Below are 15,671 nucleotides of genomic sequence, written 5' to 3'. Positions count from 1 at the left end.
AGCGAGGAAGTAGGGAAGTAAGGGAAGACAAAAAAGCTGCCCGTAAAGGGCAGCGGTGTAGCTTTTTTCTATGGATGTGCCTGATTGTCACCATTTATCGCTCGCTTGGTGTGGAGATACTTGTCCATAATTCGGTCAAGCCGAGAGGATTTGACCAATACACGTTCATCCTTTAGCCCATGTAAGGTTGCCATACGATTTAGTTCGCAGCGTTCTTTTTCCATGAGTTTTTCCAATTGTTCGAGGTCCAAAAAGCTCACCCCCCATGTCGATTGTAAGGCATGTCTCCTCTAACGGCAGAAGATTTTCTAATACAAATCTTATTTCCATTTTACCACTTTTTATTAACAATAATCCAGCTTTCCAGACATTTAGCGACTTATAATTATCGTTTTGCTATTTCTACCCGATTGCGTCCTGAGCGTTTGGCTTCATATAGAGCGTCGTCCACCTTCTCCAATAATTTATCCGCTGCAATGGTAGGAAAGCTGCCTGCTCCGATAGATACCGTCAGAGGAAGGATGGTTCCGTCATTTAGTTGAAAGGGACCGTTTTCCACAGCCTTTCGAATCTTTTCGGCAAAGCTTGCTGCTTTCTGGCTGTCGCAATCTCCAATCAGAATGGCAAATTCTTCTCCACCTTTACGTGAGGGGTATGTCCTCCTTGTAGACTCCCGGTTTAACAAATTCCCTAATTGGTTTAAGACGGTGTCACCGTTCAAATGACCATACGTATCATTAATATTTTTAAAGTGGTCAATATCCAACATCACGATCCCAAAGGGTTGTTTTGTCGTCTTGGAAGTATGAAAGACCTCTTCAAATAGCGCATCAAAAGCACGCGGACTGTATAATCCGGTTAAATGGTCCCGATTCGCGGCCTCTTTGAGTAGATGAATGGCCCGTTCTGTTTTTTTGATATGGGACACCATAAAATAAGTGAACAGGCCGCCAAGCATCGTAATGGTTGCGAACAGTATTGTAGATTCAGGATTGGGATGCTCAATCAGATAGAAAGTAGCTAACAGCGACACGACAACAGCTCCAAGCACGGCCAACATCCATTTTCCGAATTTCAAGTTTTGTTCTCGAATAAAGGCAAGGGAAATAGCCAGTGTCAGGATGCTATTGGCAGTAGCAGTCAGAGAAATATCTGTCCAACCACCATTGAGGTAAATTCGGTATAGGCTTATGATCAGGGTGGTCAACAGACCGGATATCGGTCCTCCCATATAAACGGATATGATAATAGCCAATTGGCGCAGGTCGACTACAAAATTTCCGCTGATTAAACCAGTCGTCATTAACAGAATGCCAAACAGGCCTAGCATAAAGCCATTCATTATCCGGTAAAGGAATATATGTTTTTCCAGGTAACGTTCATATTTTCGCAAAAGTAAATTTCCAAAGAATAAGAAACTCGTTAATAACGCAAAATTATTGATTAGTTCTTTTAACATATCCCTATCCCTTATGATTGTAATTTGAGATGTAGTGTCGTTAAGATGTGAAAGCTAAAAGCCCTATTTCTATATTTCGGAAAAAAGAGGTCATGAGTGAATACCAGTTTAGATGACAAACAATCCTTATGTCTCTTACGTTTCGTCTGTCTACGTGATACAGTGAAAGGACTAATGACTGGAACGGGTGATCGTATGAAGGAACCCATTTACATATCGGTGCGTCCCCTTGTGGAATATGTGCATCGGAGCGGCAGCATTCACGGTGGTTTCCGCTCGAACAGCAGCATGCTGGAAGGAACACGCGTGCATCAGCTTATCCAAAAAAGCTATAAGGAGCATGACCGCAAAGAGGTGCATCTGCGTGCAGAAATTCCATATGAGGGTGCTCTATTTATCGTGGAGGGCCGCTGTGATGGACTGATTGAGCTGGACGGCATATGGACGGTTGATGAAATCAAGTCGGTTTCCATTCCTCTCGAAGATATTCCGGGGGATGGTCAACCCGTGCATTGGGCGCAAGCGTTTCTGTACGCCTATATGATTGCCCGAGGAGAGCAGCGCAATTCCATGCAAGCCCAGCTTACTTATGTGCAGGTACACAGTGGAGAAATTCGGCGCTTCAGACGGGAGTTATCCTTTGCAGAGCTGGAGAGCTTTGCGCTGAGGATGGTCGAGGGTTATGCGCCGTATGCATTCCTGCTGAGAGCACATGCAGAGAAGCGTAACGCCAGTATTGCAACACTGACCTTTCCCTTTGACACGTATCGTTCAGGCCAGCGGCCTCTGGCGGGTTCGGTATACAAGACGATTGCAGAAGGGGTCAATCTGTTTGCCAAAGCGCCTACGGGTATCGGTAAAACGGTATCTACCCTGTTTCCTGCAATCAAGGCCTTCGGTGAAGGGCTGGTGAGCCGGGTATATTATGTGACGGCCCGTACCACGACCCGCGCAGCAGCAGAAGAAGCGTATGCCAAAATGCAGGCCCAAGGGCTGCATATGCATGTAGTAACCTTGACGGCGAAGGATAAAATCTGCTTCAAGGATGAAAATGATTGCGATGCCGGAGCGTGCAGCATGTGCGAGGGATATTACGACCGGATCAACGGTGCGGTGTCCGATATTTTGGCGAACGAGACATTGATGACCCGAGCGGTAATCGAGTATTATGCACGCAAACACAGGGTATGTCCCTTTGAATTTTCACTGGACGTGGCGTATGCCTCGGATGGTATAATCAGTGACTATAATTATGTTTTTGATCCGCGTATTTCCCTGAAAAGACTGCTGGAGGAGCACAAGCGAAAAGGTGTCGTGCTGGTGGATGAGGCGCATAATCTGGTGGAACGCGGTCGGGATATGTTTTCGGCGGAAATGTTGAAATCGTCTTTTTTGGAATTGAAAAAAGAGTTCAAGCTGCTAAGCCCGGAGGTTGCCGGGTCGGCTAGTGCAGTTAACGCGCATATGATTGCATTGCGCAAGCTGTACGCGGATACAGGAAAAGCAGTAAATACGGAGGCACCGCATGAGGTGCTGGATCTATTGACATCTTTTGTAGAGGCAGCCGAACGTGAGCTGTTAGCGGGCGTCGGTAGTACGAGTAACTCGGGAGCGGCCTATACGTTGCTGTTGGATACGTATTTTGCCGCTCAAAACATGCTGCGAATTGCAGCTTTGTACGATGAACGCTACGTTACCTATATTGAGGCGGGACGCAGTGAAGTGCGGGTCAAGCTGTTCTGCCTAGATCCCTCGCATTTGCTAGGACAGGCTGTGAAGGGCTATCGCTCGGCGATTTACTTTTCTGCGACGTTGACACCGCTTGCGTATTACCGGGACATGCTGGGAGCGAGAGAAGAAGATTACACCTTGCAGGTTCCTTCTCCCTTTCATCAGGAGCAATGGGATGTACGCCTGCTGCCGCTCTCTATCCGTTATCGGGATCGTGAGCGCTCAAAGGGAGCCATTGCAAATATGCTGGCGGGATTGGCTGAGGAGCGCCAAGGGAATATGCTCGTATTTTTCCCTTCCTATCCGTATCTGCGAGAGGTATATGAGGAATTTATGACCCGGGGCGTGTCCGCGGATACGCTGGTACAAAGTCCAGGCATGACCGAACCGGAGCGGGACCGCTTTCTGGAGGCTTTTCAGCCGGGACAAGAGCGTACCCTGCTCGGCTTTGCCGTACTGGGTGGCGTGTTTGCGGAAGGTGTTGATCTGCCGGGTGATCGTTTGAACGGAGTCGTAGTGGTTGGTGTAGGATTGCCGCAAATTGGCGCAGAGCGCGATGTGCTGCGGGATTATTTTTCGGAACAGGGACGGAATGGTTTTAACTATGCTTATGTGTATCCGGGGATGAACAAGGTTCTTCAGGCAGGGGGCAGGCTTATCCGTACAGAATACGACGAAGGCTTGCTAGTGCTGGTAGACGACCGGTTCGCCAAGGAGCCGTATGCTTCTTTACTGCCGGAGGAATGGAGGAGCTATCGTTTGACGGAAGAAACGAGATCAGGGGAGGAATGGACAGACCATGAATTTTAATTTTCATAATGACTCTATACGCGGGGTGCTGCGTAGTTTTGGGCAAGAGGAAGCAGAAGTGGGCAATATGGAGACTTTTGTGACATTTGCGCGTTTGGCTAACGATATTTTCAGAGAAATGGATATGGATTTGGCCAAGCTGGGTGCCTCTCAGGGTCGGATTATCGTACTTAGCCTGCTGCATTGTCATGCGCCGTACCGGATGACACCATCAGAGCTGGCAGAAAAGGCCGATGTAACGCGGGGAACCATGACGGGGCTAATTGATGGTCTGGAGCGGGATGGCATGCTTGAACGAGTGGCCCACGAGAGCGATGGACGAATGGTAACTGTCGGACTAAAGGAGGCCGGACGAGAGTTGCTGGCGACGGTTGTGCCGTATTACACCAAGCTGATCTGTGCATGCATGGCCGAGTTTACGACAGAGGATCATGAGATGATGAAGGGCTTGCTCTGTAAAATGAAAAGGGGTTTTGAAGGGTCTTGCCGAAATGCTGAGTTCCTGATTTAAGGGATAAAGAATAGGGGGAGATGACATGTTTTTTTATACAGATGAGGTCTATGAAGCGCGTGATTTTGGTCCGATGGATGCCCGGGAAGGCGAGTGGAGAAATTGTGAGTTTATCCGCTGTCGCTTTCGGGGAGTAGAGATGAATGAATCTCTTGTTGAAGACTGTACTTTTGTGGACTGTGATTTTACCGGAGCCATCCTGAATGCCTCTCATTTCAAGGAGTCTGCCTTTACGAATTGTCTATTTACCAGTGCCAATCTGTTTGTGGCCCGGTTTGATAACTGCAAGCTGGTAGGCTCAGATTTCGCGGGGGCGAATATGGATGGTATCACGATTACAGGCGGAGATTGGTCATACACGAACTTGCGTCATGCAGATTTAAGAAAACAGGATTTGCGAAAAATACGATTCAAGGAAGCTGACTTATCCGAATGTAATCTGGAAAAGGCAGATTTGCGGGAAGCGGATCTTACCCGAGTTAGGCTGCACCGGGCTCAGCTTAAAGGAACGGACCTGCGTGGTGCGAAGATGGATGGCGTGAATTTTAAAGATTTGGATATCACCGGAGCCAAGCTCGATATCCAGCAGGCGGTAGCCGTAGCCCGATCCTATGGAGCGAAGGTGGAAGGGTAAAAGCACGGAGTAAACAAAAAAATCCCTGCTCCAGCGGCAGAACCTGAGGATCAGGGCCGGGACAGGGAATGGGTGCTTTATATGTTAACTGACCCGAGAGGGGGAAAATTTTGTGGTGGGGACCAAAGAGGTATTAGCTTTTCTTTTTTCTTTGTTGGGCAAGGACTACATAATGATCCAGACGTTGACTTAGCTCCACAATGGAAGGGTCGGTAAAGGCTTCATGCTGTGCCTTTGTAATAAGCTCGCTTCGCAATTCTTCAATGATGGCAAGCAAACCATCCCCGGCTGCATTCAGATTGGATACCATAGGCTGCACCTTCTTCCCTGCTGCTCATTAGATTATAAAAGTAATTGCATAAAATTTGAATTATACATTAATGGTAAATATAGGTCATTTTTTTGTTGATGTAAAATAGTATAGCACATTTACTCCAGCGAAGCGATCAGGCATAATTAAGGATGATTGCCGATGAGAACATGCCTGTTACGCGGGGATATAAGGAAGGAAGAGACAGATGAGTCAGACAAACGTTTATTTTAATCATGATGGTGGAGTGGATGATCTGGTATCCCTGTTTATGCTGCTTCAGATGGAGCAAGTTCATTTGACCGGAGTATCGGTTATTCCAGCAGATGGTTACCTGGAGCCTGCGACGGATGCCAGCCGTAAAATTATTGATCGTTTTGGGCGAAATAAAGGGCCTGTGGAAGTCGCTAAATCTAATTCACGCGGTAAAAATCCATTTCCTGCCGCTTGGCGTTTACATTCCTTTTATGTAGATGCATTGCCAGTGCTGAATGAATCGGGAGAAATGGAAGCGCCGCTTTCAGCTCTGCCGGCTCATCAGCATCTGATCAAAAAGGTACGTGGAGCCGAAGGCAAAACACTGCTCCTGTTCACTGGACCGCTGACCGATCTGGCACGCGCTCTGGATGAGGCACCGGATATTGAAGCGAAAATTGACAAGCTGGTATGGATGGGCGGTACCTTTGAAAAAGGGAATGTAGAGGAGCCCGAGCATGATGGCACAGCAGAATGGAATGTGTTCTGGGATCCAGAAGCCGCATATCGGGTATGGCAAAGCGGCATTACCATTGATCTGGTGGCACTGGAAAGCACAAGCAAAGTGCCATTAACGCCAGCCGTACGTAAACGTTGGGCTGCCGAGCGCCGCTATGAGGGCGTGGATTTTCTGGGTAACTGCTACGCAGGCTGTCCGCCACTCGTCTATAGCGAGACGAACTCGACCTACTACCTGTGGGATGTGCTGACCACCGCATCGGTGGGACGTCCAGATATTGTAAAGAAAAAGACGGTACATTGCAGCGTTATAGCAGACGGCCCGAGTCAGGGCAGAACCGTGGAGCAGGCGGAAGGCCGCCCTGTCAATCTGGTATATGACACAGACCCGGAAGCCTTTTTTACGTATATGTCGGATTTGGCCAAGCTGGCTGCTCCCAAGCGTTATTAGGCTCAGCCCTGCACGTATACGTAAGTTGAGAGTGGCATTACTACTATTAGCAAATATCCATGACATGAAAACCCGTGACGATATCGGTCACGGGTTTTTGTGCCCTTTTAGGCCATGCATGAGTAGAATCCAGCCTCTGCTTTAAGCAAATGCTTGAATGATCATACAATTGGGTGGCAGCAGAGAGAGTGACCCTCCCCCGCGTTTGTAAACTTCACCGCGTTGTCTACCCAATTGATCAGCATCGCCGGATTTTAGCCTTGTTGGAGTCTAGCATGAATTATACGGGGTAGTACCAGCGAAGCTGTCACAACCCGTAAAGTAAACCAGTGAAAAGTTCCGGTTTTTGTTGGCATCGGAACCATAGTTCTGCTTTGCACTCGTTATTCTGGTTCAACGTGGTTTCCAAGGCGCAATTTGAACCACGTAGCTGTCATGAAGTGCAAACATGTGGAAATTGGTGGTAACTACTTTGCGGGTGGTGTCACATTCGCTGGTACTGCCCCTATACATGATTATTTCATTGTAGGCCGCGATTTTCTACTTCCATTTACCTATTCGCTTGCGCAAACCTTCATTTCGTAGGTCTAGTGAGGAGTTTTTTTGAGAGATATAGGATATACGAATACATATTTATGAAATTATTTAATGATTTTTTTGGTTTTTTATACATTCATTTTCAATCTCATCATATGAAAAAAGAGTAATTAAATAGGAGGATAGAACCAGTAATATCATGTAAATATTCTATATAATAGGTTCAGAGGTGGGATTATGAATAGACTGGAAGCACTAGAACACTTTCAAAAGACCTATGCAGAAGAAGTGCTGAATCAGAAACTACACCAAGTAATGTCTTTGTATGAACAAAGAAAAGAAGAGTTAATGCAATCCTTCATTCAATCCTTCCAGCGGATTTGCTTGCAAGCCAATCATCTAGACACGGCAAAAGCAAAGATCGGATACATTACTTATTCTATGAGACGCACGTATCTGATGGATCGAAACTATAACTATGTCATCGAAGCCTACGATAAAAGCTGGTTCTTCGATCCCCGGCCATGTCAGGGATTTTATGATACAGGATGGGCATTTAGTTATCTGGGAGAGCTGGAGGATGAATTGAATCAGCTCCGAAAACCCTATATGAATAAAATTATTGAGCCTGATGTCGAGCGTTTTGTACTCCAAGCGGCGGATCATTTCCATACTTATATTGTGAAGTTGGCTAAGGATGCTATTTCACAGGCTACACAACTACCTGAATTCAAGGCGTTGAAATGCGAGGATGAATTGGAAGTAAGAATAGGGGAGTATAAAGGAATCAGTGAGGCGGTGTATTCAACAGCTTATGGAGTACTACATGATTCAACAGGATAATCGTATTACAGAGTATATGTATCCAGTAGAGACGAATCGCAGACAGTTATTGGAATGGGCAGAAAGCTCATCATTTACGGATGAAGAATCTATTTTACAATTTTATGTTTCAGGTGATGCGGACTATATTGATTTTATAGAGCATCCTGTATCCATAATTTCTGAACAACTAAAGGAAATATTTGATATATATCAAGCCGGATTAAGCTGGAAGTTGGTTGTTTTTGCCAATATGCAGCGAATGCAGCAAACAAGGTATTGGCTGGCTAACCTGCCTAGCCTTATGTGTTTATCACCACTTAGTGAATATCATAGAGACGGTACACTGAGGAAAATCATTTTAGATGAATATGCAGTGGAGAATCATAAGATATTCAGGGTTCAGGATGCCAATCATCATATCGTTGTGGATCTTGATGTGGCTGAATGTATTTTAAGGTTCAATTTGGCAGGCTTGAAATTACAAAAGGTCGATACAGAGGGCCATCTATACAAAGGAGAGTCCAAGAATGAGTGAGAGCTATGTAGTGGATGGGGCACAGATACAGTGTAACTATGGAAGTCATACGGGGAGGTTTAGTGTTTCAGCTAACAGAGGGATTCGTATTGGCGATAAAATGCAGGGGAATATTCAGGATTTTCACACGCAGACTCATATTCCTTCATTCGGAATGTGCCGCAGTATGCACAACCCTATAGTTTCTTCTGCTAACAAAGGGAATTCCGGAAAAATCATTCCGCAGCCCTGCAAACCGAGCGTTTCTATGCCTTGGTTGAATGGAAAGAAGGATGTATACGTAGATCAATCTCCGGCTCTTATGAGCTGCTCCACAAATTTATGCATGTGGTGTGGAAAAATTTCATTCGCGACAGACGGGCAGGATTAGCTACTGATTGTAGGAAGTGACATCATATGGAAAGACAAATGGGGGGAGTAAGATGGGACTGGCAGGAACTGTGCTGACTTATGGAAATATTAGAGTGAATGCACCGTATGAAATTGTCCGGCTGCTGGATTTCGAATTGACGCAGAAGGTGAATGAGCACGGCAAGGTGTACATCACTGCTCTCATACCGGATGAGGATCATGCTAAGTATGACGGTTTAGCACATGATGAGGATGTGCTGGAGGTATATGAGACGGATGAAGATCGAGGGACGGTTAGTATTTTTAAAGGAATAGTTACTAATATTAGCATTGGATTCAAAAATGGCGTATATCACATGTACATAGAGGCTGCCTCTTTTACATATTTGATGGATAAACAACGGAAAAATCGTTCGTTTCAAAACAGCAACTTGACATATTATCAATTGTTCCGCGAAATCATAGATGCCTATCCACACGGGGATTTTATTGATCTGACTGACAGCGATAAAAAGCTGGACGGCTTTTCGATTCAGTATGGGGAGAGTGATTGGGAGTTTCTAAAAAGAATGGCCTCTCATCTGCAAACTGGACTGATCGCCGAGATTACATCAAAGTTTCCGAGATTATGGCTGGGTACATCGAAAGATCAGGTGAAAGGTGAACTGCGTAGCATTAACTTTTCCCTCCAAAAAACAAAATCAGGCCCCCAGTATACATATGCTGAAGTGGAGGATACGAAACGCTTTGAACTTGGAGATGTCGTCGTGTTTCAACGAAAGCATTGGGTTATGGATCAGGTGAATGCAGAGATGAAGCAGGGTATCATGACATACGACTATACGCTTGTTCCAGAAGCAGGCATTCCGAGGGAGGTTATATATAATCAACTCATACAAGGTGCCTCCATTGAAGGGAAAGTTATTGAATTAAATGGTGAAGGAGAGTCGGTTAAACTTCACTTGTCCGTGGATGCTGTGCAGTCCAAAGCTGAGGGGTGCTGGTTTTCTTACCAGACCTTGTATACCGGTGGTGGAATCGGTTGGCACTGCATGCCCGAGCTTGGGGATCATGTCCATTTGTATTTTCCGTCCAATAAAGAACAGGAAGCTCGCGTAGTTCAATCTATCCGTAAGAGAGACTACAAAGGCGATGAAATCAGCAAGCCGACAAGAAAGCTGTTCCATACCAAAACTCAAAAAGTGGCGAGATTCGATGATAAAGAAGTAGCTCTCTCCACCCAGAAAGACAAGATACTTGTACGTTTAAATCCTGCATCCGGTATTCATGTGTATAGCCATCATGACATTACCTTTCAAGCAGATACAGACTTGGTGCTTCACGGCAAAAAGGTACAGATGACCGCTACTCGCGAAATATCTCTGGCTTGCAAGACCAGCTATATCAGAACCGACGGAACGCTTCATATTAAGGCTAGTAAGTTTATGAAAAATCAGGTGCCTGATGCAGAACTGAAAGCCTATAAATCGCTGATTCAAGAATTGAAGGGAAAGGGATATCCACAATGGGTGCAGGATTTGCTGCTTCAATTTAAAAAGGACTACTATAAAGCCATGGCAGCAGGGGACAAAAAGGGTGCTAAGGAAGCGGCAGCCAAGGCCAAACAATTACGTCAGCAGGTGGCAGAAATAGATCGTATGCCTGCCTGGGCCAGAGCACAAATGCATGAATACACGTCCCAGTGGTGGGAAGCCCACGGCGCAAATGACAAAGCCAAGCAAAAGCAGATGCATCTTCTTGCGAACCAGCTGCGTGACAATGTGCTAATTAACGAGCTGATTCGCGGACATTCTACCAGCTCCTATCTCGATGCGAACCGGCTAGAAGAGCTATCTGGACAATACGCAGATGCGGCTCATAAGCTGACTGTTGCTGATCAAAAGGCCATAGCCAAGGAAGCCGCCGCTCTGCGGAGTAAGTATGGCGTGAACAGCCTGCTGGCCAGAGAGAATTTGAACAAGCTTGCCAAGAAGTATCCAGACAGCTTCTCGTACAAGCTGCCAACTACAGGCGATTGGGATAAGGAGCTTAACGCGGCACTGCAAGATTTTGCGAAAAAATACGGTCTGGAGAATAAGGGCTATGGTCGTGATGTACTCGCAGTGTATCTGCATCAAGTAGCCAACGGCATTCTTCCATGGCCTAAGGTTAATAAGGCTGCAACGCCGACTATTCCAACAACGAAAACGGAACCGGGCAAGAAGACGCCGACTACTCCTGAAAAGCCGACGAAGGAAGAAACGAAGCCATTAAATCCTGAGGATTATAAAGATGGATTGGTAGCGGTGAAAAAGATTGAAAATTATATAAGTAATAAAGGCATAAAAGGTAATCAAGCTCAAGCTCTGTATAGAATAAATGATTACACCAATAACAGTATCATTCAAAAGAAGCTGTCTTCGAACCGTAAAGCACCACTCGTGTTTTTCTTTGAAGGAGACGGCTCATATAGTTATAAACAAGGAGATCACCCGGAAGGTCGATATGGAGCTATGGCAATTGTGGTGATAGATGGCGAAATTAAGTATACAAGCAAAAACGCCAGCACACTTCCTGATTATGAGAGCAAGGATAAAACTGTTAAAGATGGAGTGTATGAGTTTGTAGGAGGGTTGCATCGGGGCTCTTATCCTGCTTTGCGTATTCGGGATGGTGCAGCAGTTCCAGCAACCAAAGGAAGCCAAAAAAAGGATACTACAGCAGAAGGCGTAAATATACACAAGGGCTACAATAATGATACTAAAGGTAGGCCGACTTCAACAGCTTGTATTACAGTCCATAAAGACGAGTATGTAAGATTTTTGAGTTCAGTAGGCGTGGTGAAAAATTCATTGGATGAAAAACCTAATCCTGTAAAAGGGCTAGCTATTCTTGATCGGAAGGATAGATCAAAGTGAAGATGATCAGAAACATATTAATCATTCTTTTTTTAATCGTGTTGTCAGCATGTAATGCTTCTCAAAAAGTTCCTACTTCCTTTTCTTCGAAAACGGTGGATATGGCTTCAGAAGTGTTGGAACCATCTAATAAAAATGATAAAACGGAGGTTGCTAAAGAGAATAGCAAGAAAGAATGGGCTTTAACGGTAGAAGAAGGTAAAGAAGACCCTGCAGAATTTTTAGTTCAGTTGGAAGGGTCAAAAGTTGAACGGTACTTAAGTGCCGAGAAACTGATTAGTCTCCTACAGTCGAAGGAGGATAAAGAGAAATATCGAGATTCTTATGTAGATGTAGGGAGAATCCAAGAAGATGGGAATCAAATCGCATTCGTATTAGATTTATTTAAAGAAGCGCGATTAATAATACAGATTTATGAATTAGATTCGGGTAAAAAAGTAAATGAATTTATGCTGCCTTATAACCACCCAGTAATTTCTTCTGATTTAACGAAGTATTTATATGAGGATAAAGATAAAACGTATATATATGACACGTCAACTAATCAATCAACAGCTATTCAATTAGATGGAAGTTCTATCGATGTAGATGACATTCATCAAGGACAATTTTCTCCAGACAGTACCCAGTTTTGTTTTACTGACAGCCAGCAGAATATTGTCGTATTTGATGTATCAACTCATAAAATCATTAAGAAAATCCATATAGATTCTGGTATGGCGATAGTCAACCAATGGAATCAGAAAGATAAAATAATCTACTCCCTTGATTCTATGTCAGTGACTAAAACGTACCTGTTAAATTTAAGCAATGGAGAGGGGCGCCTTTTAGGCCAAGGGATGGAACGACTCTTAATGTCTCGTGATGGATCGGAGTTATGGTTTGAAAAGGTAGACTCGCCGTCCAATTATAAACTAAATATAAATACAGGTTTGGAAAGTAAAGCCCCATCCTTCACTACAGTTGATGGAAATATGGCAACACCTGTGCAATGGTTTTATACCGTTAATGACTTTTCCGAATATGATAGCGAAATAAAAGTGCATCAAATCAAAGCTTCCTCCACTCTGCCAAGTAAAGGCATGCAGACTTATGATGCCAAAAATCTGGTGGATGGAGATACATCTACTGCATGGTGTGAAGGCGTGAAAGGCAACGGGGAGGGGGAAACTATACTGTTAAATCTGGGATCATCACAGAAGGTAAAGGGTATCGAGTTGATTAACGGATATGCTAAATCCGAAAAAAGTTATCGGGAGAATAACAGAGTTCAGAAGCTAAAACTGCAATTCTCGGATGGTTCTTCCCTAGAAATGAATGATTTTAACACACGTAAAAAATTTAAAGAGCCTATTAATACCTCATTTATTAAACTTACTATTTTATCAGTTGAACGTGGAACGAAATATCAGGATACATGTATTTCCGATGTACGGCTTTTCTAGCATTCTTACAAAAGGGAGATAGCCTATGAAGTGGAAAGAGCCAACGTTTGGTGCAACACCTATGTTGAAAGCATTAACAACCGCTAATGCACACAGGAAAGCAAAGGCTTTTGATCTGGTGGCAGAACAGAAAAAACAAAAACTGAATTATCCTGATTGGGCCCAGACCTGGATGCGTAAATACAAAGAGGATTGGTATATCGCTAAAGCCAACGGCGACGAGGTCGGGATGCGTAAAGCGCAAAAGCTGGCAGAGGGACTTCGAATCAAGCTCCGCGAAATGGCCACGTTCCCCAAGTGGGCTCAAGAGCAGATGCAAAAAGAAACAATCCGCTGGATGGCTGCTGAGGCAAGCGGAAATATCAGGGAAAAGTTAGCTGCTGAGAAGGCAGGACGAGCTATACGAGAGAAGTTGGGTATGATTGATACCACTGATAAAGTACCAACAGAAGTGCCCGTTACCAACGAATCGAAAGACGAACCTGTAGGCACAAATGTAAAGACCCCTGCTGGAAAATGGATACCAGCTGAATTCCAGTATAATGGTAGTTCTAAAGCTGAAAAATATTTCAAAAAGCGCTCATTAAATTTCACTAAACAAAAATGGAGCCAAGAAAAGTTACACAGTTTGTGGGAAGCTACAAAAAGCATACAAGAAACATATCATATTCAGATTGATCCACGTCTTTTGTTAGCTATTATTATTCAGGAAGGAACGGGAAGCTTTAATACAAGCAGTACAAATCGAGCAGCTGATGGTCAGCATGGGGTTGAGACTAATTATGCAAAGGATTTAGTAAAGGCACATAATTTAATATTCGGTAAAATATTAGGATATATTTATTACGGCAAAGAGTTCAGACAAATTGTAGTTAAAAACAATAACTTAGAAGGAATTAAAGGTAAGGGTGATATATATCAATACTGCAATTGGGTAACCCCAATTGTAAGGATGAATTCGAAAAGAGTAGATTATGGTCCGTATGCCGGACATGGTGAATGGGGCGAGAATGTAAAATCCATCTATGACAAACTTAGTAATAAAGAATCAGATAATTATGACTTATATCTATCAAATATTAGTAAAAGCACAGCTCAAAATGTTGCTAGCTCAGAAGGTATAAAACTTCCTGATGTTACCTTCAAGGCACTCCAAAATGCACAAGATAGTTATGGTAAAGCGAATAAAAAGTGGACGGTAACGGGCAAACGATAAGCTGAAATTCGAAAAGAGGAAAAGAAATGCACAAGCCAAGTTACTGTTATTTCATTATGTTGATTTTTTTGGTTTTAGGAGTAACCGCATGTAGTCTTTCAGACATTAATACTTATAACAATGAGAAAACAGCTACTGCTAAAGTTAAGCAAGAAAGCATGGGCTACTATCCAGATAAAAGGACAGACAAAGTCAAAAATATTGTATCTGCCGATCCTAAGCCCCTGCAGGAAGAGGACTTTGAGATTTCATATCAATTGCACAAAATTGATAAAAAAACAGATATTAAAGAACTTATTTATAAGTGGGGTTATGGTGAGGGGTACGATAGTTCCAATAGAGGATATATTAGTGGGAACGGGACTTACAGAAGATGGAACTTATCTTATCCTAACTATGAGAATCCAGAAATAAGATTTGTAGTCTTATCTAAGATTGAGCTTGAAGGTGAGGAATTGGTGGATGGTGAAAGCTATCTAGTAGCTGTGAGCTTGGAAAATTCCAAGCTTAAAACGAAAAGAGGATTGAAGATCGGTGATACACTTGGCAAAGTACTACAACTCTATGGGCAGCCCAGTATCATCACAAATGGGAGTCTGCTCTACTCCAAAAACGGCTTGCATTTGAGGATTCTGTGGGATACTAAATCAGAGAAAGTAAATAATATTTCCATTGAATATAACATGGAGAAATCCATAAAACAGCAACGCAGCGCTGATTATGTAGATGAAGATGCTCAGCCCGACCCTGATCTGGAACCATTTACTATTCAAGAAGGACAGTCTTTTACCACTATTCTTAGTGGGTGGGGAAAAGTAAGATTTGTATCTACTTTAAAAGATGAGGAAAAGAATAATCTGATACAAGCAAAGTTTTTTTTGGAAGTTAACAACCAAAAGTATGTGGATAACAAGATTTTATACGAATTTCCCGAATTTTATGGTAACAACGGTAGGATGATTGACAAGATTAAAGCAGTAAGCTTTAAGGATTTAAATCAGGATGGGCGTACGGACATTGTCATAATTGCGGATTATATTACAGGGGTAAATGCACACGGAATAGAAACCCTACCTGTCACGGGGATTTACTTTCAGAAAAAGGATAATACGTACATTACCTTGCCTGAATTGGTTAAGAATATCAATCAAACAGGCCACAATCGAACGCTACAAAATGTCATTCAATACGTAGGCAAACAACGTATAGACGTAAACTAACCGA

General features: G+C 43.7%; 14 protein-coding genes. 11 read left to right on the top strand and 3 right to left on the bottom strand.

Annotated elements, in window-relative coordinates:
* Window positions 1–68: 68 nt before the first annotated feature.
* On the bottom strand, window positions 69–251 hold the full coding sequence (locus NST83_RS23775) for an aspartyl-phosphate phosphatase Spo0E family protein (RefSeq protein WP_137060713.1): 183 nt from the start codon (window positions 249–251) through the stop codon (window positions 69–71).
* A gap of 134 nt (window positions 252–385) precedes the next feature.
* Window positions 386–1,459: a diguanylate cyclase gene (locus NST83_RS23770; RefSeq protein ID WP_342415891.1), complete on the bottom strand. Its 1,074-nt coding sequence runs from the start codon at window positions 1,457–1,459 to the stop codon at window positions 386–388.
* A 174-nt stretch (window positions 1,460–1,633) separates the two neighbouring features.
* On the opposite strand from NST83_RS23770, the gene NST83_RS23765 reads away from it, so the two are divergent.
* From NST83_RS23765 to NST83_RS23755, 3 genes are read left to right on the top strand one after another with little or no spacing between them, the layout of a single operon-like run.
* Window positions 1,634–4,000 carry an ATP-dependent DNA helicase gene (locus NST83_RS23765; RefSeq protein ID WP_342418031.1) on the top strand — a complete coding sequence of 789 codons (2,367 nt, stop codon included), beginning with the start codon at window positions 1,634–1,636 and terminating at the stop codon, window positions 3,998–4,000.
* Complete coding sequence (locus NST83_RS23760) at window positions 3,990–4,511, top strand: MarR family transcriptional regulator (protein ID WP_342415890.1); 522 nt, start codon at window positions 3,990–3,992, stop codon at window positions 4,509–4,511. The genes NST83_RS23765 and NST83_RS23760 overlap by 11 nt, the downstream gene beginning before the upstream one ends.
* Before the next feature lie 25 nt (window positions 4,512–4,536).
* Window positions 4,537–5,145, top strand: coding sequence for a pentapeptide repeat-containing protein (locus NST83_RS23755; protein ID WP_342415889.1), 609 nt, complete (start codon window positions 4,537–4,539; stop codon window positions 5,143–5,145).
* A 133-nt stretch (window positions 5,146–5,278) separates the two neighbouring features.
* On the opposite strand, the gene NST83_RS23750 is transcribed toward NST83_RS23755, so the two are convergent.
* Window positions 5,279–5,455 carry an aspartyl-phosphate phosphatase Spo0E family protein gene (locus tag NST83_RS23750; RefSeq protein WP_082067086.1) on the bottom strand — a complete coding sequence of 59 codons (177 nt, stop codon included), beginning with the start codon at window positions 5,453–5,455 and terminating at the stop codon, window positions 5,279–5,281.
* A 208-nt stretch (window positions 5,456–5,663) separates the two neighbouring features.
* On the opposite strand from NST83_RS23750, the gene NST83_RS23745 reads away from it, so the two are divergent.
* The 8 genes from NST83_RS23745 (at window position 5,664) to NST83_RS23710 (ending at window position 15,667) form a co-directional block, all read left to right on the top strand.
* On the top strand, window positions 5,664–6,620 hold the full coding sequence (locus NST83_RS23745) for a nucleoside hydrolase (RefSeq protein ID WP_342415888.1): 957 nt from the start codon (window positions 5,664–5,666) through the stop codon (window positions 6,618–6,620).
* Between the two features lie 774 nt (window positions 6,621–7,394).
* Window positions 7,395–8,000, top strand: coding sequence for a hypothetical protein (locus NST83_RS23740; protein ID WP_137060706.1), 606 nt, complete (start codon window positions 7,395–7,397; stop codon window positions 7,998–8,000).
* A complete protein-coding gene (locus NST83_RS23735; protein ID WP_342415887.1) occupies window positions 7,984–8,517 on the top strand; it encodes a hypothetical protein in 534 nt (177 codons plus the stop codon). Before NST83_RS23740 ends, NST83_RS23735 begins: the two co-directional genes overlap by 17 nt.
* The gene (locus tag NST83_RS23730) at window positions 8,510–8,887 is read left to right on the top strand and encodes a DUF4280 domain-containing protein (RefSeq protein ID WP_342415886.1); all 378 of its coding nucleotides are present in this window, start codon (window positions 8,510–8,512) and stop codon (window positions 8,885–8,887) included. Before NST83_RS23735 ends, NST83_RS23730 begins: the two co-directional genes overlap by 8 nt.
* A 52-nt stretch (window positions 8,888–8,939) precedes the next feature.
* Window positions 8,940–11,786, top strand: a complete 2,847-nt coding sequence (locus tag NST83_RS23725) for a contractile injection system protein, VgrG/Pvc8 family (protein WP_342415885.1) — start codon at window positions 8,940–8,942, stop codon at window positions 11,784–11,786.
* 2 nt (window positions 11,787–11,788) lie between these two features.
* Window positions 11,789–13,231, top strand: coding sequence for a discoidin domain-containing protein (locus tag NST83_RS23720; protein WP_342418030.1), 1,443 nt, complete (start codon window positions 11,789–11,791; stop codon window positions 13,229–13,231).
* 25 nt (window positions 13,232–13,256) lie between these two features.
* The gene (locus NST83_RS23715) at window positions 13,257–14,447 is read left to right on the top strand and encodes a hypothetical protein (RefSeq protein ID WP_342415884.1); all 1,191 of its coding nucleotides are present in this window, start codon (window positions 13,257–13,259) and stop codon (window positions 14,445–14,447) included.
* Window positions 14,448–14,473: 26 nt separating this feature from the next.
* Window positions 14,474–15,667, top strand: coding sequence for a hypothetical protein (locus NST83_RS23710; protein WP_342415883.1), 1,194 nt, complete (start codon window positions 14,474–14,476; stop codon window positions 15,665–15,667).
* Window positions 15,668–15,671 lie beyond the last annotated feature (4 nt).

Origin of the sequence: Paenibacillus sp. FSL R10-2782 (genome assembly GCF_038592985.1) — a bacterium.
In the GTDB taxonomy this organism is placed as follows: Bacteria; Bacillota; Bacilli; order Paenibacillales; family Paenibacillaceae; genus Paenibacillus; species Paenibacillus terrae_C.
The sequence above is the reverse complement of the archived record's forward strand: the minus strand, read 5'-3'. Positions and strand labels throughout refer to the sequence as shown.

What these genes read in the sequence shown, in the direction of transcription:
- NST83_RS23770 (WP_342415891.1), bottom strand. Translation starts at nt 1,459, where the DNA reads ATGTTAAAAGAACTAATCAATAATTTTGCGTTATTAACGAGTTTCTTA.
- NST83_RS23765 (WP_342418031.1), top strand. Translation starts at nt 1,634, where the DNA reads ATGACTGGAACGGGTGATCGTATGAAGGAACCCATTTACATATCGGTG.
- NST83_RS23760 (WP_342415890.1), top strand. Translation starts at nt 3,990, where the DNA reads ATGAATTTTAATTTTCATAATGACTCTATACGCGGGGTGCTGCGTAGT.
- NST83_RS23755 (WP_342415889.1), top strand. Translation starts at nt 4,537, where the DNA reads ATGTTTTTTTATACAGATGAGGTCTATGAAGCGCGTGATTTTGGTCCG.
- NST83_RS23750 (WP_082067086.1), bottom strand. Translation starts at nt 5,455, where the DNA reads ATGGTATCCAATCTGAATGCAGCCGGGGATGGTTTGCTTGCCATCATT.
- NST83_RS23745 (WP_342415888.1), top strand. Translation starts at nt 5,664, where the DNA reads ATGAGTCAGACAAACGTTTATTTTAATCATGATGGTGGAGTGGATGAT.
- NST83_RS23740 (WP_137060706.1), top strand. Translation starts at nt 7,395, where the DNA reads ATGAATAGACTGGAAGCACTAGAACACTTTCAAAAGACCTATGCAGAA.
- NST83_RS23735 (WP_342415887.1), top strand. Translation starts at nt 7,984, where the DNA reads ATGATTCAACAGGATAATCGTATTACAGAGTATATGTATCCAGTAGAG.
- NST83_RS23730 (WP_342415886.1), top strand. Translation starts at nt 8,510, where the DNA reads ATGAGTGAGAGCTATGTAGTGGATGGGGCACAGATACAGTGTAACTAT.
- NST83_RS23725 (WP_342415885.1), top strand. Translation starts at nt 8,940, where the DNA reads ATGGGACTGGCAGGAACTGTGCTGACTTATGGAAATATTAGAGTGAAT.
- NST83_RS23720 (WP_342418030.1), top strand. Translation starts at nt 11,789, where the DNA reads ATGATCAGAAACATATTAATCATTCTTTTTTTAATCGTGTTGTCAGCA.
- NST83_RS23715 (WP_342415884.1), top strand. Translation starts at nt 13,257, where the DNA reads ATGAAGTGGAAAGAGCCAACGTTTGGTGCAACACCTATGTTGAAAGCA.
- NST83_RS23710 (WP_342415883.1), top strand. Translation starts at nt 14,474, where the DNA reads ATGCACAAGCCAAGTTACTGTTATTTCATTATGTTGATTTTTTTGGTT.